18 protein-coding genes are annotated in these 19,681 nt (G+C 68.8%); 11 read left to right on the forward strand and 7 right to left on the reverse strand.

Translation table 11 applies throughout. The features are described from left to right. The first annotated feature begins 1 nt into the window (after window position 1). The 5 genes from F1734_RS23820 (at window position 2) to F1734_RS23840 (ending at window position 4,100) form a co-directional block, all read left to right on the forward strand. Complete coding sequence (locus F1734_RS23820) at window positions 2-538, forward strand: nuclear transport factor 2 family protein (RefSeq protein ID WP_203011149.1); 537 nt, start codon at window positions 2-4, stop codon at window positions 536-538. Beyond that, entirely contained in the window at window positions 535-1,815 is a 1,281-nt protein-coding gene (locus F1734_RS23825) for an aromatic ring-hydroxylating oxygenase subunit alpha (protein ID WP_010593631.1), read from the forward strand. The genes F1734_RS23820 and F1734_RS23825 overlap by 4 nt, the downstream gene beginning before the upstream one ends. Continuing rightward, a complete protein-coding gene (locus tag F1734_RS23830; protein WP_010593632.1) occupies window positions 1,808-2,311 on the forward strand; it encodes an aromatic-ring-hydroxylating dioxygenase subunit beta in 504 nt (167 codons plus the stop codon). Before F1734_RS23825 ends, F1734_RS23830 begins: the two co-directional genes overlap by 8 nt. A gap of 9 nt (window positions 2,312-2,320) precedes the next feature. Further along, complete coding sequence (locus F1734_RS23835; RefSeq protein WP_203011150.1) at window positions 2,321-3,079, forward strand: SDR family NAD(P)-dependent oxidoreductase; 759 nt, start codon at window positions 2,321-2,323, stop codon at window positions 3,077-3,079. A gap of 70 nt (window positions 3,080-3,149) precedes the next feature. After that, window positions 3,150-4,100 carry a PDR/VanB family oxidoreductase gene (locus F1734_RS23840; protein WP_010593634.1) on the forward strand — a complete coding sequence of 317 codons (951 nt, stop codon included), beginning with the start codon at window positions 3,150-3,152 and terminating at the stop codon, window positions 4,098-4,100. Here the strand turns inward: F1734_RS23840 and F1734_RS23845 are convergent. From F1734_RS23845 to F1734_RS23855, 3 genes are all read right to left on the reverse strand, one after another. After that, window positions 4,094-4,744 carry a response regulator transcription factor gene (locus tag F1734_RS23845; protein WP_102031656.1) on the reverse strand — a complete coding sequence of 217 codons (651 nt, stop codon included), beginning with the start codon at window positions 4,742-4,744 and terminating at the stop codon, window positions 4,094-4,096. The two genes, F1734_RS23840 and F1734_RS23845, sit on opposite strands and share 7 nt — an antisense overlap. An 88-nt stretch (window positions 4,745-4,832) precedes the next feature. Further along, window positions 4,833-5,129 (reverse strand): hypothetical protein, encoded by a 297-nt coding sequence (locus F1734_RS23850; RefSeq protein ID WP_040274806.1) that lies wholly within the window; start codon window positions 5,127-5,129, stop codon window positions 4,833-4,835. Between the two features lie 121 nt (window positions 5,130-5,250). Then, window positions 5,251-6,549 (reverse strand): amidase, encoded by a 1,299-nt coding sequence (locus F1734_RS23855; RefSeq protein WP_010593637.1) that lies wholly within the window; start codon window positions 6,547-6,549, stop codon window positions 5,251-5,253. 165 nt (window positions 6,550-6,714) lie between these two features. Between F1734_RS23855 and F1734_RS23860 the strand changes: the two genes are divergently transcribed. Next, window positions 6,715-8,145, forward strand: a complete 1,431-nt coding sequence (locus tag F1734_RS23860) for an MFS transporter (RefSeq protein WP_040274803.1) — start codon at window positions 6,715-6,717, stop codon at window positions 8,143-8,145. Window positions 8,146-8,201: 56 nt separating this feature from the next. Then, window positions 8,202-9,389 carry a flavin reductase family protein gene (locus F1734_RS23865; RefSeq protein ID WP_010593639.1) on the forward strand — a complete coding sequence of 396 codons (1,188 nt, stop codon included), beginning with the start codon at window positions 8,202-8,204 and terminating at the stop codon, window positions 9,387-9,389. Window positions 9,390-9,446: 57 nt separating this feature from the next. Here the strand turns inward: F1734_RS23865 and F1734_RS23870 are convergent, their stop codons facing one another. Genes F1734_RS23870 through F1734_RS23880 form a run of 3 tightly spaced genes read right to left on the reverse strand, consistent with a single transcriptional unit; the run spans window position 9,447 to window position 12,895 of the window. After that, window positions 9,447-9,935 (reverse strand): hypothetical protein, encoded by a 489-nt coding sequence (locus tag F1734_RS23870; protein ID WP_010593640.1) that lies wholly within the window; start codon window positions 9,933-9,935, stop codon window positions 9,447-9,449. Further along, window positions 9,932-12,400 (reverse strand): molybdopterin oxidoreductase family protein, encoded by a 2,469-nt coding sequence (locus tag F1734_RS23875; RefSeq protein ID WP_119700093.1) that lies wholly within the window; start codon window positions 12,398-12,400, stop codon window positions 9,932-9,934. Before F1734_RS23875 ends, F1734_RS23870 begins: the two co-directional genes overlap by 4 nt. 51 nt (window positions 12,401-12,451) lie before the next feature. Continuing rightward, on the reverse strand, window positions 12,452-12,895 hold the full coding sequence (locus F1734_RS23880) for a response regulator (protein ID WP_010593642.1): 444 nt from the start codon (window positions 12,893-12,895) through the stop codon (window positions 12,452-12,454). 145 nt (window positions 12,896-13,040) lie between these two features. Between F1734_RS23880 and F1734_RS23885 the strand changes: the two genes are divergently transcribed. Continuing rightward, window positions 13,041-13,415 (forward strand): DUF1330 domain-containing protein, encoded by a 375-nt coding sequence (locus tag F1734_RS23885; RefSeq protein WP_010593643.1) that lies wholly within the window; start codon window positions 13,041-13,043, stop codon window positions 13,413-13,415. 9 nt (window positions 13,416-13,424) lie between these two features. On the opposite strand, the gene F1734_RS23890 is transcribed toward F1734_RS23885, so the two are convergent. Continuing rightward, the gene (locus F1734_RS23890; RefSeq protein WP_040274798.1) at window positions 13,425-14,516 is read right to left on the reverse strand and encodes an Rv2629 family ribosome hibernation factor; all 1,092 of its coding nucleotides are present in this window, start codon (window positions 14,514-14,516) and stop codon (window positions 13,425-13,427) included. Between the two features lie 349 nt (window positions 14,517-14,865). On the opposite strand from F1734_RS23890, the gene F1734_RS23895 reads away from it, so the two are divergent. The 3 genes from F1734_RS23895 to F1734_RS23905 all read left to right on the forward strand — a co-directional run bounded on the left by F1734_RS23895 (window position 14,866) and on the right by F1734_RS23905 (window position 19,673). Further along, window positions 14,866-16,086 (forward strand): glycosyltransferase, encoded by a 1,221-nt coding sequence (locus tag F1734_RS23895; protein WP_010593646.1) that lies wholly within the window; start codon window positions 14,866-14,868, stop codon window positions 16,084-16,086. 532 nt (window positions 16,087-16,618) lie between these two features. Further along, window positions 16,619-18,106, forward strand: a complete 1,488-nt coding sequence (locus F1734_RS23900) for a flavin-containing monooxygenase (protein ID WP_048773711.1) — start codon at window positions 16,619-16,621, stop codon at window positions 18,104-18,106. Window positions 18,107-18,260: 154 nt separating this feature from the next. Continuing rightward, window positions 18,261-19,673, forward strand: a complete 1,413-nt coding sequence (locus F1734_RS23905) for a serine/threonine-protein kinase (RefSeq protein ID WP_102031659.1) — start codon at window positions 18,261-18,263, stop codon at window positions 19,671-19,673. The last annotated feature ends 8 nt before the right edge of the window (window positions 19,674-19,681 follow it).

The raw sequence follows: 19,681 nt of genomic DNA on the forward strand, positions 1-19,681 counted from the left end.
CGTGACCGGCACCGACCAGCGCCTCGAGGTCGTCGAGGCGAAGGACGCCGTCCGTGACTGCATCGCTCGCTACCTGGACCTGTGCGATGTGCCCGGACCTCTGCAGAGCCCGGAGCAGCTCGGCGTCCTGTTCACCGACGACGCAACGTGGGAAGGGCTGGGTCCGGAGTACGCCGACAAGTTCGGAATCGCCCGTGGGCGAGACGAAGTCGTCACTCTCGTGTCCCGGTACCTGCCGCCGGCCGACCACTTCCTCCGCAACGTGCACCTCCTCGGCAGCGAGCAGATCCGTCTCGACGGCAACCGTGCGAGCGGACGGTGGATCATGCAGCAGTTCTCGCTCCATCCGACGGAAACGGCCGAACTTCTCTGCGCCCGGCTCACGATCGACTTCGACCTGGACCGGGCATCCGGACGGACGGCGGCCCGCATGAGCCGATTCCGCACCCGGCGGATGTTCGCTGCGCCGCTGCCGACCGACGCGATGGCCCACCTATCCGGGGCGACCGCCCGACCTCACGAACGAAGGATGACATGACGACGACAGAAGAACCCACCGCACGCACCTACGCGGACCTCGTCGCGAAGGATCGGGTCGCGGGCCGGCTGTACACCGACCCGGACATCTTCCAGGAGGAGATGAAGAGGATCTTCTACAAGACCTGGGTGTGGGTGGCACACGAGAGCGAGATCCCGGAAGCGGGTTCGTTCAAGACCACCCAGGTCGGGGATCAGCCGGTCATCGTGACCCGGGATCGCAAGGGCAACTTCAACACGCTGCTGAACCGGTGCCGGCATCGCGGTGCGACGGTCTGCGATCAGCGCAGCGGTAAGGCCAACGGCTTCACGTGCCCGTACCACAACTGGTCCTACGCACTCGACGGACGCCTTCGTGGCATTCCCTACCCGGACGGATACGAGGGCGTCGTCGACAAGAAGGACTTCCCGCTCCAGACCCTGCGTACCGAGAGCTACCTGGGAATGATCTGGGCAACATTCGACCCGGACATCGAACCCCTCGAGGACTTCCTGGGGGACGCGAAGATCTGGATGGAGCGCTTCTTCAAGCAGAGCAACGGATTTCCGACCAAGGTGATCGGAGTTCACAAGTTCCGTTTCAAGGGGAACTGGAAGATCCAGCTCGAGAACACCACGGACGGCTACCACTTCCCGATGGTGCACAAGTCGTGGATGGCCTCGGTCGACGCCGAGACGGCGGACATGATGTCGTTCATGGACGACCCCACGGCCGAGACCCACGCCCTCGGCAACGGACACAGCGTCGCGATCATGGCCGCAGCCCACGCGGATCTCGACATCGACGACGGCAGCGAGGAAATCCAGCCTCGGTTCCAGCACCTGGTCGACGAGCTCGCCGCCGCGGGAGAAAGCCCCGAACGGATCCGTCGCTACATGCGGTCCATGCACGGTTGCGGCTTCAATCTCAACACTTTCCCGAACGTCGCGATGTCGTCGTCGTTCTTCCGCGTCCTCATCCCCCTCTCCGTCGACGAGACCGAGATCTGGCACATGGCACTGGGAATGGACGGCGGACCCGAGAGCATCAACCGCGAGCGGCTGAGGATCCACGAGCACTTCCAGGGCCCGTTCGGTTTCGGCAGCCCCGACGACGCCGAGGGGTGGATCCGGGTGCAGATCGGGGCCGGCGGCAATCCGAACATGCCGATCCTCGTCAACCGCGGCGAGGGACGCGAGTACACGACCGAAGAAGGCTGGCCCACCTCACATGTCACCGACGAGACGGGCATGCGGGAGGCCTACGCGATGTGGAAGAAGATGATGAGCAATGACTGAGGCCCTGACGATGTCGACCCTGACGGACTCCCGCACCCTCCGCGCGATCGAGCTCGTCTGGAAGGAAGCACAGGTCCTCGATGCCAAGGACTATCGGACCTGGGAGCAGATGTACACGGACGACGCTCACTACGTGATTCCCATCGATCCGCACACCGACGACTTCGCCGCAGGCCTGAACATGGTCTACGACGACAAGCGCATGCGGCACCTGCGCGTCGAGCGGATGATGCAGGGCTATTCGCCTTCTGCGGTGGCCGCGGCCCGGACCGTGCGGATCGTCTCGCGGTTCACCGTGGAGGACGTCACCGACACGTCGGTCACCCTCCGGTCGGCCCAGATCCTCAATGCGTTCAAGCGCAACGAGTTCACGACCGTCGGTGCCGAGCTGACCCACCGGATCGCTCTCGGCGAGGACAGGGACGCGATCGCTCTCAAGGTCGTGCGGCTCATCGACAGCGAGGACGCGGTCAGCGCCTCGGGTTACCTGCTGTAGGGGGCCGATGTGATCTCTCAGTCCACCGGACCCGGCATCGCCGTCGTCACGGGCGCGGCCGGAGGTATGGGTGCGGCGATCGCCCGGAAACTCCACACCGACGGTAGGAGGGTTCTGCTCACCGACATCGACACGGCCGGTGTCGAAGCCCTCGCAGCGGAGTTGTCCGGCGACGGGTCGACCGCACGTGGCCTCGAACTCGACGTCAGCCGCAAGGACGGATTCGAGGAAGCGCTGGCGACCTGCCGGCAGATCTGGAGCGTCCCCACGATCGTCGTCAACAATGCCGCCGTCACGCAGGCAGCGGATCTGATGAACCTGGCGGAGGCGGACTTCACGAGCGTCCTCACGACGAACGTGAACAGCATCTTCTTCGGTTGCCAGGTGTTCGGTGCGGCCATGGCCGAGCGGGGCTTCGGACGGATCGTCAACATGGCGTCGCTCGCCGGACAGAACGGCGGGACGGCGACCGGGGGCCACTACGCGGCCTCCAAGGGAGCGATCCTGACCACCACCAAGGTCTTCGCGCGCGAGCTGGCGGGCCGGGGAGTGACCGTCAACGCGATCTCTCCCGGCCCGCACGACCTCCCGGTCGTGCGCGCGACGGTGCCCCCCGACAGACTCGAAGGCATCGTCGCCGGGATCCCCGTGGGACGCTTGGGAAATCCGTCGTTCGTGGCCGACATGGTCGGGCTGCTCACCTCGGACGACGCCTACTTCGTCACGGGCGCCTGCTGGGACGTCAACGGCGGACTGTATCTGCGCTGACCGGAATCCTCCTGCCCGGGAGGGTCCGGTCGGCACTTCCGTCCGGAGAAATTCACGAGGAGAAACGGACATGGCACTCATCGACGTCACCGTCGCCGAGATCGTTCAGGAATCACCCACCGTCAGATCGTTCACGCTGACGAAGACCGATGGGTCGCCACTGGGTACGTACCGGCCGGGTGCGCACATCGACGTCGTCGGACCCACCTCGATCACCCGTCAGTACTCGCTCTTCAGCACACCCGATGCGCAGGATTCGTTCGCGTTCGCGGTCAAGCGCGAGGAGAACTCCCGCGGGGGTTCAGCGGCCCTCCACGAGCTGCGGGTGGGCGACGCTCTCCGGATCAGCCCGCCACGGAATCTGCTGAGCATCGCGGCGGACGCCACGCACCACGTCCTGGTCGCGGCCGGCATCGGCATCACGCCGATGCTGAGCATGGCACGCTACATGGACGTCCACGGCATCAGCTTCGAACTGCACTACTTCGCCCGCAGCGAGACGGAAGCCGCCTTCCTGCCGCTGCTGCGCGAGCGCTGCCCGGACAAGCTCCATGCCCATCTCGGGGTGGGCCGGGACGAGCAGGACGAGATTCTCGGAACCATTTTTGCGGGAACGGATCCCGGAACCCACGTCTACACGTGCGGACCCGACGGGTTCATGACCAAGGTCGTTGCGCTCGCGAGCCGGCACGTCCCGGCCGGATCGATCCACCTCGAGAACTTCCACGCGACGGAACAGCCGGACGCATCCGAGAACTCCGCGTTCGAGGTGGAACTGGAAGGGGAGACCTATCGGGTCCCGGCCGACCGGAGCATCGTCGAGGTGCTCCAGGAGAACGGCTGCGACGTCGACACGTCCTGCCAGGAGGGCATCTGCGGTACCTGCATCATGCAGGTGGTCGCAGGGACTCCGGTCCACCGGGACAACGTTCTCACGCGGTCCGAGAAGGAGTCCGGCGAGGTCATGGCGGTCTGCGTGTCGCGGGCCGCCGGCGAGCGCCTGGTGCTGGACTACTACTGATCCTCCACCGGCACGTCCACCCCGTACCGGAGCACGTCCCGTACGAGGGTGCTGATGCTGTCGGCGTCGGTCTTGCTCTTGATGCGAGCGCGGTGGACGTCGACGGTCTTCACGCTCATGCCGAGTTTCCGGGCGATGTTCTGGCTGGGCAGACCTTCGACCACCAGGGCCAGGATCTGGCGCTCGCGCGGGGTGAGGGACGAGACCTTGCTCCGCACCGATTCTCGCAGTACGTGATCGGTGAAACGGAGGCGGGCCTTCTCCACCCCGGCCTGCACGGCGTCCAACAGCCGCTGCGGATCGTAGGGCTTCTCGAGGAAATCCAGAGCACCCGCCTTCAGGGTGGAGACGGACATCCGGATGTCACCGTGGGCGGAGACGAAGATGATCGCGACGTGCGGCGCGAACTCGTTGAGCTTCTCCTGCAACCGCGTCCCGCTCATACGGGGCATGCGCACGTCGAGGACGATGCAGGCCGGCCGGCTGCCGTCGTAGGCGTCGAGGAACTGCTCGCCGCTGTGGCAGACCACCGGTCTGATCCCGATGCTCTCCAGCAACCAGTCGACGGATTCGCATACTTCGAAGTCGTCGTCGACCACGTACACCGTCGTCTCGGCTCGGAGGTCTTCCGCACTCTCCGCCATGGGTCGTCACCACCTCCGAATTCGGGAGCCAGGGCTTCTCCCCGACTCCCGACATTGTCCCCGCCCCCGCCCGGCGGGAACGACCGGCTCACGCAACGTCCGCCGGAGCGTCGTCCCAGCAGGCATCGGCAGTCCAATAGTCCATTCCCGCGGCGCTCACTCGGTGCCGCCACTCGGTGGTCCGTCGCAGGAGCGGTTCCTCTCTGTGGACCGACTCGTCGGCCGCCTCCGGGCCGTCAGCTTCCACTGTCCAGTGGACCCAGTTGACCTCACGGCCGTGCTCGTCGTGGACGAACAGATCGACGTGGTGCCAACCGCGGTCGAAGGTGTCCTCGTAGCAGGTGAGGAACATCCTGTGATGGTTGGTCGGGCGGGGTTCGAGCATGAGCGGTCCTTTCTACCGAGCGAGCAGATTCACCGAGCCGAGCGAGCAGATTCACCGAGCCGAGCGAGCAGATTCACCGAGCCGAGCGAGCAGATTCACCGAGCCGAGCGAGCTTGCCGGCTCAGACGGCAATCTCCGGCAGTTCGCGAAGGAGCACTTCGAGCTTCTCGCCCACGGCGAGCAGCCGGTCCTCGTGCCCCGGTAGCCCGACGATCTGAAGACCCAGTGGCAGTCCCGCGGACGTGCGGGCACCTGGCACGACCACGACCGGCAATCCGAGCAGCTGCCACGGGCGGCTGAGTATCGGCGACCCGGTTGCGGACAGACCGAGCGGGGCCGGTCCCAGCGCTGCAGGGCCGACGATGATCGGATCGGAGGCCAGAATCGCGTCCAGCAGTTCCCGGGAGCGGTCCCGACGGGTCAGGGCCGCGGAATACTCGGTTCCGGCGATCCTGCGGCCGTTCTCCAGCAGATCCCGGATCGGCGCGCTCAGTGCACCCGCGTGTTCGTCGAATTCGTGGGCCCGCGCCCGCGCGGCTTCGTACGACATGACGGTGACGTGGTCCTCGGACAAGGTCTGGACATGATCGTCCCAGTCGAGAGGCTCGGCCTTCACCCCGATCTCCTCCAACAGGGCGGGCACATGTTCCAGCAACGCCGACATTGGGGGCTCCACGGGGTGGAGGGCACCGGCGTTCCAGACCAGGCCCCGAGTCACCGGCTCCGGAGCCGGGACCTCCGAGTGCCCGTGGCCGCTGAATGCGTTGTGCACGAAGCGAAGATCGGACACGGACCGGGTCAGCAGGCCGAGGGCGTCCAGTGACTCGCTCAGACCGGTGATGCCGGACATGTCCGTGGTGCCGTGCGCGAGAACCATGCCGGCGGCTCCGCAGTACGAGGCCGGCCGGGTCAGCGAGCCGGCCGTCTGGGTGCCGAGCGCGAGGGGCACGGTCCCCGCTGCGACGGCCGCAGCAGAGCCACTGGAGGACCCGCCGGGGGTGTGACCGAGAGCGTGCGGGTTGCGGGTGGGCCCGGGGGTGAAGTAGCCGAACTCCGTCGTCACGGTCTTGCCCTGGACGATCGCACCGAGGGAACGCAGGCGGCTCACGCAGGCGGCGTCGGTGCCGACCAGATTCGGGGAGGTCACTGCGGAACCGGCGCGCGTCGGCATCCCGGCGACGTCGATGAGGTCCTTGACTCCGACGGACAGCCCGGCCAACGGTGCAGAGCCGGGGTCCCGGTCGACGGCACGGGCCTGCTCCGCAATCGTCGACGACAGGCACACCCACGCACCGAGTTCCGGTTCCCGCAGCTCGATCGCTCGTCTGACCTGCGTAGCAAGGTCCTCGGCCGTCACCGACCCGGTTCGGACAGCCCCGACCTGCTCACCCAGGGACAGGTCCGACGCGCGCGTGCTCATAGTCCTCCTCCGGTCTCGACCCCTTCATTCTGGGTGAACACGGCGGGAGCCGACAGTAAAGGTTTCCCTCCTACCGCAGTAGGGATGCGTGGAAATAGCTTCTGAACCACTGTCGACTCGCCGACGGATTCAGCATCCGCGGCTCGCTAGGAAAGGTGGCTGCTCATGGCTTCGACCGTGGCGCCCGATGTCTCCGCCTCCCCGGAAAACGGGGAGAAGAGGATCGACTTCCACAGGATGAACCGCAAGGCGTGGATAGTGACGGCGCTGCTCGTCCTCTTCCAGATCGTGGCCTTCGCCGACAAGGCCGTACTAGGCCTGGTGGCCTCCGAGGCCATGCCCGATCTCGGAATCTCCGCCGTCGAGTTCGGATTCATCGGCAGTGCGTTCTTCTTCCTCTACGCAGTGGTCTCCGTGATCACGGGTTTCCTGGCTGCCAGATTCTCGGTCAAGTGGATCATCCTCACGATGGGCGTCGTCTGGGCGGTCATGCAGTTCCCGATGCTCCTCGGTGGCGGTGCTGCGGTGCTGCTGATGACCCGCATCGTCCTCGGCGGCGCTGAAGGCCCCGCGACGGCGATGTCCCTCACCTCGGCTCATTCGTGGTTCGAGCCGCGTCGTCGCGCATTGCCGTCCAACTTGGTTGCTGCCGGCTCGACCCTGGGACCGGTCATCGCCGCGCCTGCCCTCGCCTGGGTCATCGTCGCCTGGGGTTGGCGCTGGGCCTTCGGCGTCCTCGGCATCGTCGGATTCGTGTGGGTCGTCGCCTGGCTCCTGATCGCCGCCGACGGACCGTTCGCCGGGCACGGCAAGCACACTCCGGCGAACGACCGTACCGGCGACCGGAAGCCGGCGCAGGGCACCGCGGAGGTCGCCACGGCCGAGGTGGACGAGCAGAAGCCGGTCGTCGTATGGCGCGCCCTGCTCAGCATGACCTTCCTCGCCGCGGTGATCGGAGGGGCCTCCAACTTCTGGGTCCAGGGTTTCGTCACGACCTGGTTGCCTCAGTACCTCGGCACCGTGGTCGGCCTGTCACTTCCTCAGGTCGGCACCGTCACCACCATTCCCTGGATCCTCGGTGCCGCCGTGTTGCTGCTGCTCGGCTTCCTCGGCCACCGGTTGATGAAGCACGGCCACAACGCGCATCGCGCGATCGCGGTCCCGTTCGGTATCGCAGCGCTGGTGGCCGGAATCTGCTTCATCCTGGTCCAGACGACGTCGGGTGTGCCGGCCGTCGCCCTGCTGTGCCTCGCCGCCGGCTGCAGCCTCGCGTACCCGATGACCGCCTCTGCGATCGCTTATGCGGTCGGCGCCAAGCAGCGACCGATTCTCATGGCCACGCTCGGCGGCGTGGCCTCGATCGGTGCCATCGTCTCCCCGACGCTCGTGGGCTGGCTGATGGCCCGCGCCGGTTATGTCTCGCCCCCTGCCGGCAGCACACTGGCTCCCGAAATGGCGACGAACATGGCGGTCGGTGTGCACCAGGCATTCACCATCACCGGCATCATCCTCCTCGTCGGCGGCGTGCTCTGCATCCTGTTCCTCCGGCCCGAGAGCCTCGGCCGGAAACTGCAGTCCGAGTACGTCAAGCATTGAACCGGCATCTCGATGCACGCCGGAGCCATCCCGTCCCCGAGATCAGGAGGACCGCAATGACGGATATCGCGACCCCGGTCGACCGAGGGCTCTTCCGGGAGGTGATGGGGCACTACCCGACCGGAGTGGCCGTCGTGACCGGCCGTGCGGACAACGGCGAACTGCTGGCGCTGGTGGTCGGGACCTTCGGGTCGGTGTCTCTCGATCCGCCCCTCGTCTCCTTCATGCCGATGAAGACGTCGAAGACGTTCGCCAAGATGCGGGAGTGCGCGTCGCTGTGCATCAACATCGTGGGCGGTGAGCAGGAGGAACTGGTCTCCACCCTCGCCCGGCGCTGGGAGAACAAGTTCGACGGAATCGACTGGTTCCCGTCCCCGTCGGGGGATCCGGTGCTGGCGGACTCGGTGGCATGGATCGACACCCGCATCACCGACACGGTGGAGGCGGGCGATCACTGGATCGTCCTGTGCGCTGTGGCGGACATGGCCGTCACCAACCCGGTGGCCCCGCTGATCTTCTTCCAGGGCGGTTACGGGAGTTTCGTCGGGACCTCCTTGATGGCTCGGATGGAGCACCGGCTGCTGTCGGCGATTCGGGAGGCGGACTGCGCACGGACGGCCGTCGAGGACCTCGCGCACGACATCGGTTGCGAGGTCACGGTCTACACCGCGGTCGGTCGGGACGAGATGGCAACGGTACTCTCGGCGTCGGCTCCCGGAGTCGATCCGGAGAACGGCCTGGCGCAGCGAGTTCCGATCGTGCCCCCGATCGGTGACTCGCTCGTGTTCGATCTCCCGCCGGAGGATCAGGAGCGGTGGCTCGCCAAGGCCCACGGCGTCGAGGAGCCCGGGAGGCAGCTCTACCGGGACCGTCTCGACTTCGTCCGCGCACACGGGTTCCTGCTGTCGTTCCTTCCTCGGGAAGGCGGAGCCGCATACGAAGGGATGCGCGACGCCACCCACCGTTATGCGAACGGGAGACTGACCCCGGCGCAGGAGCGGAACATCCGCGAGCGCGTGGTCGAATCGGCGGTCGACTACACGTTGCGCGACCTCGAGGAAGAGGAAACCTACGACATCGGTTCCGTCGTACTGCCGGTTCGCGACCGAGCGGGCGGCTACACGCGCACGCTGCGTTTGGGGCAGCTTCCCCGCCGGGTTTCCGGGACGCGAGTACGGGAGTGGATCGCCCGGGCCGAGAAGGTTGTCGACATCCTCGAACTCGGGGGCGGTTCCGACAGGTAATCCGTTCCCGCGGAATTGTCTTCACCACGGGAGTCGGTGCTCGTGGACGAGTACCGGTCAGCCCGTGACCATGATCTGCGCGGCGCTCTCCTTGAGTTTCGCGTTGGCCCAGCGCAACTGACGCAGGGTCTGCGGGTGGCAGCGTTCGGCCGTGGCGAGCAGTTCCCGGTCCTGCATGGCCTGCGCGGTCTGGGCCAGGATCTCCCAGTCCAGTGAGACCCCGGCTGCCATCCGGTGGATCTCGCGCAGGTCGTGCAGGAGCAGCAGGCCGGGCTCGTGGCGCCGGCCGAGCAGTTCGCTGCCCTTCTGCCGCAGGCGGGCCAGGATCGTGTGGTCGTCCTCCGGTTCGGCGTCGAGGTCGAGGTCGTAGTCGCGCCCGACCCGGGCGAGTTCGCGCACGTGTTCCTGGGACCAGCGCGCGAGATCCCGTCCGAGGTAGAAGATCTCGTGGTCGGCCTTCTGCCGGTCCGAGATCTGCAGCAATTCCCCCGCCAGGTCGTTCTCGGCGCGGTGCAGTTCGCGGATTGCCAGACCTACCTTGTTCACGATGCGCCTCCGCTCGTGTCGACGACGGTCTCGGTCGCGGTGCCGGCAGGACCGCCCACGGTGTCGGGAACGTCGGTGCCCACCGGTCGTGAGGCGGTGGTCGTCGGCGCGGCGGACGGTGTGCCGTCCCCGGCCAGGAGACGCTCGGCCCGGGCGGCGCCGGTCTTGAACAGTGGCTGTTTCGACGCCGGATCCCAGTCGGTGACGGTCAGTTCGTTGGCGGCGCGGCCCTCGGAGTCGCCCGGCTCGTGCCCGCCGGGGGTGTCCCAGTAGCCGTAGTGGAACGGCAGGAACAGCACGCCGGGGCGGATGCCGCTGATCCGCAGCCGTGCCTCCACCCGGCCACGCGGGGTGGTGATGAGCAGCAGGTCGCCCTCCCCCCAGCCGTGCCGCTGGGCGTCGGAGGCGGACATCTCCACCCACACCTCGGGGGCGGCGTTCTGCAGCTGCGGTGCCCGCCCGGTCTTGGTGCGGGTGTGGAAGTGATAGAGGGTCCGCCCGGTGGTCAGCAGGTAGGGGAACTCCTCGGAGACCACCTCGTGCGGGGGCAGGTACTCCCCTGCCTTGATCACGGCCTTGCCGAGGGGGTTCATCGCCTTGTACTCGGTCGGTTCGAGCGGGGCGCCGGTGACCATGTCGCGACCGTAGCTCTCGCAGTAGTCCGGTGCGCTCCAGAACTTCCCGTCGGCGTAGAGGCGCTCGGTGCCGTCGGGGTGCTCGTCGTTGCAGGGCCATTGGATGCCGCTGCCGCCGCGGAGCCTGTCGTACGAGAGGCCGGTGTAGTCGCACGGCCGTCCCGCGGTGCACTGCTTCCAGGCCTCGAACGCCTCTTCCGGCGTGGACCACTTGACCAGGGGCTGCCCGTCCTTGTCCTGCAGTCCCAGCCGGCGGGCGTAGTCGAGGAAGATGTCCAGATCGGGCCGGGCCTGCCCGGGCGGGTCGACGGCCTTCTCCGACAGGTGCACGGTGCGGTCGACATTGGTGAACGTGCCGGTCTTCTCCCCCCACGTGGCGGCCGGCAGCACGACGTCCGCGAGTTGCGCGGTCTCGGACAGGAAGATGTCCTGCACGACGAGGAAAAGCCTTTTCTGGGACAGGATTTCGCGGATGCGGCCGAGTTCCGGCAACGACACCGCCGGGTTGGTGCCGTTGACGTACAGGAACCGGATCGAACCGTCCTCGACGTACCGCATCATCTGCATCAGGTGGGTGGGCGCGGTGTAGTGCGGGATCCGCATCGGGTCGATGTTCCACACCCGCCCCAGCTCCTGGATGTGTTCGTCGTTGGCCCAGTTCCGGAACGCCGGCAGGTCGCCGTCGGCCCCGCACTCGCGGGTGTTCTGCGCCGTGGGCTGGCCGTTCATCTGCAGCACCCCGCACCCCGGCTTGCCGAGCATGCCGCGGATCAGGTGCACGTTGTTCACCTGGACGGCAGCGGCGGTGGCCTGATGGGACTGGTAGAAACCCTGCAGCACGGTGGACAGCAACCGTTCGGCGGTGCCCAGGAGCCGGGCGGCCGCCCGCAGGTCGGCGAGCGGGACGTCGCACACCTGCGCGACCTTCTCCGCCGGGTAGCCCTCGAGTTGCTTCTCCAGCTCGTCGAAGCCGACGGTGTGGGCGTCGACGTAGTCGCGGTCGATCCAGCCGTGCCGCACGATCTCGTGCAGCAGCCCGTTCATCAGCATCACATTGGTGCCGGGCCGGGGTGCGAGGTGCACGGTGGCCGCGCGCGCCACCGGCGTCTCCCGCGGGTCGACGCAGACGATCGCCGGGGGGTTCGGGCCGGCGAGCCGGTCGAGCACCCGGGTCCACAGCACACTCTGGGTCTCGGCCATGTTGTGCCCGTACAGGGCGATCACGTCGGCGTGGTCGATGTCGGTGTACGACCCCGGTTGACCGTCGCACGCGAAGGACTCCTTCAGCGCCGCGGCCGCCGTCGCCGTGCACAGCCGGGTGTTGCCGTCCATGTGGTTGGTGCCGATGCCGCCGTGTCCGATCAGCGCCAGCGTGTAGTACTCCTCGAGGAAGAGCTGACCGGTGGTGTAGAAGCCGATCGAACTCGGACCGCGTTCGGCCAGCAACTCCTTCGTGCGCCCGGCGACGGCGTCCATCGCCGTGTCCCAGTCCGTCTCCACGAGCGCACCGTCGCGCCGGATCAGCGGTGTGGTCAACCGATCCGGCGAATGGTTCGCCTGCCAGCCGAACAGGTCCTTCGGACCGAGCCGGCCGTGATTGACCCGGTCGACCGCCCGGCCCCGCACGCCCACGATGCGCCCGTTCTCGACGGCGATGTCCAGCCCGTCCCCGTTCGAGTGCAGGATCGTCGCCGACTGCACCCAGGTGTCGACGTCGTCCTCGTCCACCCCCTCGGCGAGATACATGTCCACCCTGGTCGGCCACGTCTCACCGGGACCGTAGGGAGTGCGAGCACCCCACGGGTCCCGGATCCGGTCCGTACGCGTCATACCGGAGGCGCTACCCCCTGCGCAACGAACCAAACCTGCCGCCGACGGAACTCAGTGGGAACGAGGAAGGCGCACGATGTGGAGGAAGAAGTTGTCGATCCGCCGGATCACCTCCGCGAACTGCGGGAAGTCGACCGGCTTGGTGATGTAGGCGTTGGCGTGCAGCCGGTAGCTGCGGAGCAGGTCCTCCTCGGCGGCGGAGGCGGTGAGCACCACCACCGGGATGTGCCGCAGTTCCGGGTCGGCCTTGATCTGTGCGAGGACCTCCCGGCCGTCGTAGCGGGGCAGGTTCAGGTCGAGGAGGATCAGATCGGGCCGCGGCGCGTCGGCGTAGGGGTCGCGCCGGAAGAGGAAGCTCAACGCCTGCTCACCGTCGCGTACGACGTGCAGTGCGTTGGCCAGTTTGTGGTCCTCCAGGGCCTCGCGGGTCATCAATTCGTCGCCGGCGTCGTCCTCGACCAGCAGAACGACGATGGGTTCGGCGGGCTCGGTCATGTGGTGGGCTCCTGAACCAGGGGTGCACGGAACGTTCTCCGACCGTACGCGGTACGGCAGCGACTGCGGTTCGGCCCCCATGACCGGCCGCCGCGCCGGCAGTCGGAGAGCACGGCGTGTCCGATGTTGTGCCAGACTCCGGAACATGGCTGTCGATCCACGTGGTGCCGACCTGAAGCGCTTTCTCGCCGAGGACCCGGGCGGGCCGGTGGTGATGCTGAACCTGCTGCGGTTCGGCACCGGTGGTCGCGAGATCTACGCCCGCTACGCCGACGCCCTCCACGAGACGTTCCTGCCGCGCTACGGCGGCGAGGTGCTCTACGCGGGCGACGGGTCGACCGCGCTCGTGGCGGAGACCGGGCAGGACTGGGACGCGGTCCTGCTCGTGCGCTACCCGACGCGGCGTGCCTTCTCCGAGATGGTCGCCGACCCCGAGTACCAGCGGGTCACGGCGTGGCGCACCGACGCGCTGCAGGAGGCTGTCCTGCAGGCGACGGTGCCGTGGCCGGTGCAGTCCTGACACCGGCCGTCAGTAGCGCAGCAGGGCGCCGATGCCGTCCGCCGGCGTGAGGCGCTCGTCCATGCGGAGCACGGCGGCGCCGGTGGCCACGGCCGCGAACGGCAGGGCTTCGTCGGCGCGGCAGACGCGCTCGCTGCCCGAACCCATCTCGGACAGCGCTCCTGCGTCGGCGGCCACGAGCGACGGGTCGTCGCCCACGAGCACCGTGGTGTCGTCGAGGTCCCCCAGGATCAGCGTGTCGACCCGCCGTTCGCGCAGCGCCGCCGTCACCTCGGTCACCCCTTCGACGGCCAGGCCGGTTCCGGCGCCGGCCCGATAGCGCTCGGCCACGTCGTCCATCTCGGCGAGGCGACGCTGCGCCAGTTCCTCCTGGATGACATCCCGGATCCGCTCGCGGTCGGAGCCGTCGGCGCGAGAACCGGTCTGCACCTGCACCAGGACGTCGCCGGTGCGCTGGGGCAGGGCCTCCGCCAGGTCCGTGCGGGAGCGGACCTCGCCGATCACGAACACCGGCTCGGCGTGGTGCTCGTCGGCCAGTTCGGTGATGCGGTCGGCGGCGGCGGCGATGTTGCGGCGCCGCTGCTCCTCGACGTTGGGTTCGGGATCCCCGTAACCGGGCGACTGGGCGCCGGCCGCCTTGTGGATCGGGTAGCCCTCCCCGGCGACCGTCTCCTCGTGGAGCACGCCGCCGTGCCGGTCGTAGACGGTCAGGTCGCCGCCCGCGTGGTCGACGGCGGCCACGAGGTAGGGCCGGCCGCTCGTGCCGTGTTCCACCAGCGGGAGCAGGTAAGGCATGTCGGACAGTCGCACCTCGGTGCGCAGCGGCGGGCGCACGAGCCGCTCGTGCACGAGTACCCCGTCCGGGTTCGCGACGATCGCGCGGCCACCGCTGCCGACCGCCGCCGGCGCCTCGGTCACCGCGCGCTCGACGTGGCCGAGCACGGCCTGCGGAGTCCCGAGTTGTTCCAGTTGCTCCGCGATGGAACGCCAGGTCAGTTCCGCAACCTTTGCGGCATCCTCGGTCGCGTGCGAATCCTCGTAGTACACCGAGGCGAACGGGCCGGTCGCGGTGGTGAAGTCTGCGAATCGATCGGCGTGCACAGCTACTCCTTCGTCGGTGCCTCACGGTCTCTCGATTCGTGTGCCCCCGACCCACGCGAGTAAACGTGCCCGCACCGATCCGGCGGCAATTTCCGTCCGCGCGGTTTACCTGCCGCAGAATCGGCAACCCTGCACCCATGGCGTCCTCGGTGAACGTGCCGTCGTGGCACGTCCACGGCTCGTCGATGCCCCCGCACGTGATGCCCCCGCACGTTCGGAGTCCGGACCTGCACCACGACCGGCGGTGGGTCCGCGGGTCGTACGCGCGGTCGGGCGGCGCGACGAGGCTGTCAGGCGAGGCGCTGTCAGGCGAGGCGACGGGCACGACGATCCGCAGAAGGGAAGGGCCATGAAGATCGCGATGGTGTCCGATCACGCAAGCCCCTTCACGGTCCCCGGCGACGTCGATGCGGACGGCCGGAAGGTGCACGTCGCCGAGCTGTCGGCGGCGCTGGTGCGCGCAGGACACGACGTGACCGTCTACACCCGTCGCGACGACCCCGACATACCCGAGCGAGTCCCGACCGACGACGGGTACGAGGTGGTCCACGTCCCCGCCGGTCCGCCGGCTCCGCTACCGGCGGACGAGCTGCTCCCACGGATGGGTGAGCTCGGTACCTTCCTCGAACGGGAATGGACGAGGGATCGGCCCGACGTCGCCCACGCCCACTGCTGGATGCCGGGGATCGCGACGCAGCTCGCCGCCCGCACCGTCACGGTGCCCACGGTGCAGACCTTCCACACCCTGGGTGTGGTGGAGAGCCGGCATCGGGGCGGGGCGCAGACCGGGTCGCCGAACCGGATCCGTATCGAGCGGCTCCTGGCGCGCGGCGCGAGCCGGGTCGCCGCGACCTGCACGGACGAGGTGTTCGAGCTCGCCGCGCTGGGCCTGCCCCGCACCCGCACGTCCGTCGTGCCCTGCGGGGTGAACCTCGCGCAGTTCGCGCCCACCGGCCCCGAGGCTCCGGCGCGCGGGCCGGGGCGCCGCATCGTCGCTGTCGGGCCGCTCGTGCCGCGGATGGGCTTCGACGTGGCGATCCGGGCGCTGGCCCTGCTCCCCGGCACGGAACTGGTGATCGCCGGCGGACCGGCGGACGACGGCGCCCCCGACGAGGCCGCACGTCTGCGCGCCGTCGCCGGGGACCACGGCGTGCTCGACCGGGTGCACATGACCGGGCACGTGTCCCGGACGGACATGCCGGCGCTGTTGCGGTCGGCGGACGTCGTCGTATGCACGCCCTGGTACGAACCGCTCGGCCTGGTGCCGCTCGCAGCCATGGCATGCGGGCGGCCGGTGGTGGCCACCGCGGTCGGCGGCCTGCTCGACACGGTCGTCGACGGGGTCACGGGCACGCTGGTGCCCCCGCACGCGGCCGACGCGGTCGCGGCGGCGGTACACACCCTGCTCACCGACGACGTCCAGCGCACCGCCTTCGGTCTCGCCGGCCACGACCGGGCGAGCACCCGCTATTCGTGGGACCGTTCCGCGGCCGACGCCGTGCGCACCTACGAGAGGTGCGTCCCGGCGGATCCGCGGTCGGTGCGGTCCGTACGCTCCGGAGCCCGCTGAGATGCTCGGGCCACGGCCGCGACGGGACTTCCGGGATCTTCACGGAATCTTCACGGATTCGGCCTACGGGCACGCCGCGGAGACGTTACTCTTGCAAACAAGGTTGAGAAGCAGCCGGTTTCGTCTCGTAGAGGCGACTGCTGCGCTCCCTGCCCGGACGGGCGTTGCTCCAGCAGTCGGAAGTGTCGACGGAGGAACAGCCATGGTCCATCTGCTCGCCATCCTGACCACACCCCGCGGGTGCGGTCTCCGAAGCGCGGCACGGCAGGTGCAGCCGTGACCGCCAATGTCGTCCTGCTGCTGTTCGTGCTGGCAGCAGGTATCGGCGGCACCGCAGCGTTGCAGGGGGCGCTGCGGCGTCGCCGCTGATTCCACAGCGGCATCACCGCCGATACGACAGCGGCGTCGCCGCCGATGTCACAGCGGCGTCGCCGCTGATTCCACAGCGGCGTCGCCGCCGAGTGCTCGGCGCGTTGGTAGTGTCTGCGTCAGCTGCCCCGGTCGCCCAGACCCCCGGGAACGGAGAAGCGCGATGCACGACGAACACGTCGACGTCCTGATCGTCGGCGCCGGACTCTCCGGTATCGGCGCGGCCTGTCACCTGCAGGACGAATGCCCGGACAAGACCTTCACCGTCCTCGAGGCACGCGACGTCATCGGCGGCACCTGGGACCTCTTCCGCTACCCGGGCATCCGGTCCGACTCGGACATGTTCACCCTGGGGTACTCGTTCGAGCCGTGGGCCGAGCCCGAGACCTTCGCCGACGGCCCGTCCATCCGCGACTACGTCCGCCGCACCGCACGGGATCGCGGCATCGACGAGAAGGTCTGGTTCCGGCATCGCGTGGTCCGCGCCGAATGGTCCACGCCGGCCGCCCGCTGGACCGTGACGGCCGAGCGCACCGACACCGGGGAACGAGTTCGCCTCACGTGCGGCTTCCTGTTCGTCAATTCGGGCTACTACCGCTACGACGAGGGCTACACCCCCGAGTTTCCCGGCGTGGAACGGTTCACCGGCACCCTCGTACACCCACAGCACTGGCCAGAGGACCTGGACTGCACCGGCAAGCGCGTCGTCGTCGTCGGCAGCGGCGCCACCGCCGTGACTCTCGTCCCAGCACTGGCGAGGACGGCCGCACACGTGACGATGCTGCAGCGCTCCCCGAGCTACGTCATGTCGCGTCCCTCGATCGACCCGGTCGCCGGCGCGTTGCTCGGCCGGATACCGCTGAAGCTGGCCTACCCTGTCGTCCGCTGGGCGAACGTGCTGGGCAGCATGGCCTTCTTCCAGTTGAGCCGGCGCCGGCCCGATCTGGTCAAGCGGCTGCTACGCAAGGGCGTGCAGAGCCACCTGCCCGCGGACTACGAGGTGGACGTGCACTTCCGGCCGCGATACGACCCGTGGGACCAGCGCGTCTGTTTCGTGCCCGACGGCGACCTGTTCCGGGCGCTGCGGGAGGGCCGGGCGACGGTCGTCACCGACACGATCGACACCTTCACCGAACACGGGATCCGCCTGGAATCCGGGCAGGAACTCGCCGCCGACGTGATCGTCACCGCGACGGGACTGAACCTGCTTCTGCTCGGCGGGATGGCCGTGAGCGTCGACGGTCGCGACGTCGAGATGGGAAAGACGCTGGCGTACAAGGGGATGATGCTCTCCGGGGTGCCCAATCTCGCATTCACCGTCGGATACACCAATGCGTCGTGGACGTTGAAGGCCGATCTCGTCGCCGGATACGTGTGCCGCCTGCTGCGCCACATGGACGCCCGCGGATACGCCTACTGCACCCCGACGGCCCCCGCGACCACGACCGCGACGTCCCCGTTGGTCGATCTCGCGTCCGGGTACGTCCTGCGCAGCATCGATTCGATGCCCAGGCAGGGCCCCGCGGCGCCGTGGCGGCTGTTCCAGAACTACGTCCGGGACCTGGTGATGATGCGCCGCGGACGACTCGAGGACGGCGCCGTGCGCTTCTCCCGGGCAGCGCTTCCGGCAACGACGCAGCCGGTGGCCTGAGGTCGCGGGCGAAAGAACCAGCGTAGGAGCGCGGTTCGAGGCCGAGCGCGACACTGCGCACATCCGCCGCATAGACTTCCGGTGGAGGAGGCGGTCGATCCTTCCGGTGCACGGATCCGCAGCCACAGCTACTTCCAGGGGCGGAGAGTGACAGATGCAAGTTGGTGCCCTGTTCGGCAGGTATCGCCTGGACCGTCCACTGTCGGTGGACGCGACGGGCGAGGTATGGGCCGCGTTCGACACCACCACCGGCCGGAACGTCGCGGTGCGGGCGCTGCCACCCGAGGTGACCGAGGACGACGAGTACCGCGCTCGTTTCGAACGCGAAGCCGAGATCGCCGCCCGGATCCGGAACCCTCGTGTGCTCCCGATCCACGACTTCGGGCAGATCGGCACCCGGCTCTTCCTCGCAACGCCCGTCGTCGAGGGCACCGATCTGCAGACGATGCTCCGGTCCACCGGCGCGATGGACGTCCCGCGGGCAGTCGGTGTCGTCGAGCAATTGGCGTCGGCGCTCGAGGCCGTGCACGCGGCCGGGCTGGTCGAACAGGAAGTGACGTCGGCGAACGTCCTGGTGCAGGGCGACGGAAATGTTCTCCTCACCGACGTCGGGTTCCCCCCGCATCCCGGCGCGGCGACGGGCGTCTACGGCCTGGCGACGGTGCTGTACGAATGCCTCACCGGCAGACTCTTCCAGTCCTCGGGTGGACGAGCGGGGGCCCCGCAGTCGTCGTCGGCGGTCTCGGATCTTCCGGCCGGCATGGTCGAGGTCGTCGCACGCGGAACCGCACCCGAACCCGCGCGGCGCTACGGATCGGTGAGCGAGCTGGCCGCGGCGGCACGCGCCGCGGCCGCGCCGTCACATCCCACCGGCAGGTCCGTTCCCGCGGTCGCTCCGCTCACCCGGAACCGGCGCGTCATGATCCCGGTTCTCGCGGCGATCGTCGCCGTCCTCGTCGTCGGCGGCGTGGCCCTCGGGGCCGTGTCGTCCGACGACGCCGACCCGACGCCCGTCCCCATCGCGGTGCAGCCGGCCTCTCCGACGTCCACGCCCTCGGCCGCACCGACCACCTCGACAGCCGCGGAACAGGAGCCGACGCCACCTCGGACGGAGTCCCAGGCTGCCGAGGTTCCAGCCCAGGACGGCGAAGTTCCACCCCAGGACGCCGCCCCCGCGAGGCCGGCGCCTCGATCGGCACCGCCGGCTCCTGCCCCTGCCCCCGTCCCGGCTCCGGCACCTGCGCCCGCAGGACCACAGGTTCTGCCGTGCTACCCCGGCTACGAGCACACCCCGCCGCCCGACGGACCGTGCCTTCCCGCCGGGTCGGCTCCCGCGCCCGCCCCTGCACCTGCACCTGCACCTGCACCGGCAGAACCACAGGTACTGCCGTGCTACCCCGGCTACGAGCACACCCCGCCGCCCGACGGACCGTGCCTTCCCGCCGGGTCGGCTCCCGCGCCCGCCCCGGCACCTGCACCGGCGCCCGCAGCACCACAGGTACTGCCCTGCTACCCCGGCTACGAACACACCCCGCCGCCCGACGGACCGTGCCTTCCCGCCGGGTAGGCGCCGGC

It is taken from the genome of Rhodococcus ruber, assembly GCF_016804345.1.
Lineage (GTDB): Bacteria > Actinomycetota > Actinomycetes > Mycobacteriales > Mycobacteriaceae > Rhodococcus > Rhodococcus ruber.

Excerpts from the sequence above, each read along its gene's own strand:
- F1734_RS23825 (WP_010593631.1), top strand. The coding sequence starts at position 535 with ATGACGACGACAGAAGAACCCACCGCACGCACCTACGCGGACCTCGTC.
- F1734_RS23830 (WP_010593632.1), top strand. The coding sequence starts at position 1,808 with ATGACTGAGGCCCTGACGATGTCGACCCTGACGGACTCCCGCACCCTC.
- F1734_RS23840 (WP_010593634.1), top strand. The coding sequence starts at position 3,150 with ATGGCACTCATCGACGTCACCGTCGCCGAGATCGTTCAGGAATCACCC.
- F1734_RS23845 (WP_102031656.1), bottom strand. The coding sequence starts at position 4,744 with ATGGCGGAGAGTGCGGAAGACCTCCGAGCCGAGACGACGGTGTACGTG.
- F1734_RS23850 (WP_040274806.1), bottom strand. The coding sequence starts at position 5,129 with ATGCTCGAACCCCGCCCGACCAACCATCACAGGATGTTCCTCACCTGC.
- F1734_RS23855 (WP_010593637.1), bottom strand. The coding sequence starts at position 6,549 with ATGAGCACGCGCGCGTCGGACCTGTCCCTGGGTGAGCAGGTCGGGGCT.
- F1734_RS23860 (WP_040274803.1), top strand. The coding sequence starts at position 6,715 with ATGGCTTCGACCGTGGCGCCCGATGTCTCCGCCTCCCCGGAAAACGGG.
- F1734_RS23865 (WP_010593639.1), top strand. The coding sequence starts at position 8,202 with ATGACGGATATCGCGACCCCGGTCGACCGAGGGCTCTTCCGGGAGGTG.
- F1734_RS23875 (WP_119700093.1), bottom strand. The coding sequence starts at position 12,400 with ATGACGCGTACGGACCGGATCCGGGACCCGTGGGGTGCTCGCACTCCC.
- F1734_RS23880 (WP_010593642.1), bottom strand. The coding sequence starts at position 12,895 with ATGACCGAGCCCGCCGAACCCATCGTCGTTCTGCTGGTCGAGGACGAC.
- F1734_RS23885 (WP_010593643.1), top strand. The coding sequence starts at position 13,041 with ATGGCTGTCGATCCACGTGGTGCCGACCTGAAGCGCTTTCTCGCCGAG.
- F1734_RS23895 (WP_010593646.1), top strand. The coding sequence starts at position 14,866 with ATGAAGATCGCGATGGTGTCCGATCACGCAAGCCCCTTCACGGTCCCC.
- F1734_RS23900 (WP_048773711.1), top strand. The coding sequence starts at position 16,619 with ATGCACGACGAACACGTCGACGTCCTGATCGTCGGCGCCGGACTCTCC.
- F1734_RS23905 (WP_102031659.1), top strand. The coding sequence starts at position 18,261 with ATGCAAGTTGGTGCCCTGTTCGGCAGGTATCGCCTGGACCGTCCACTG.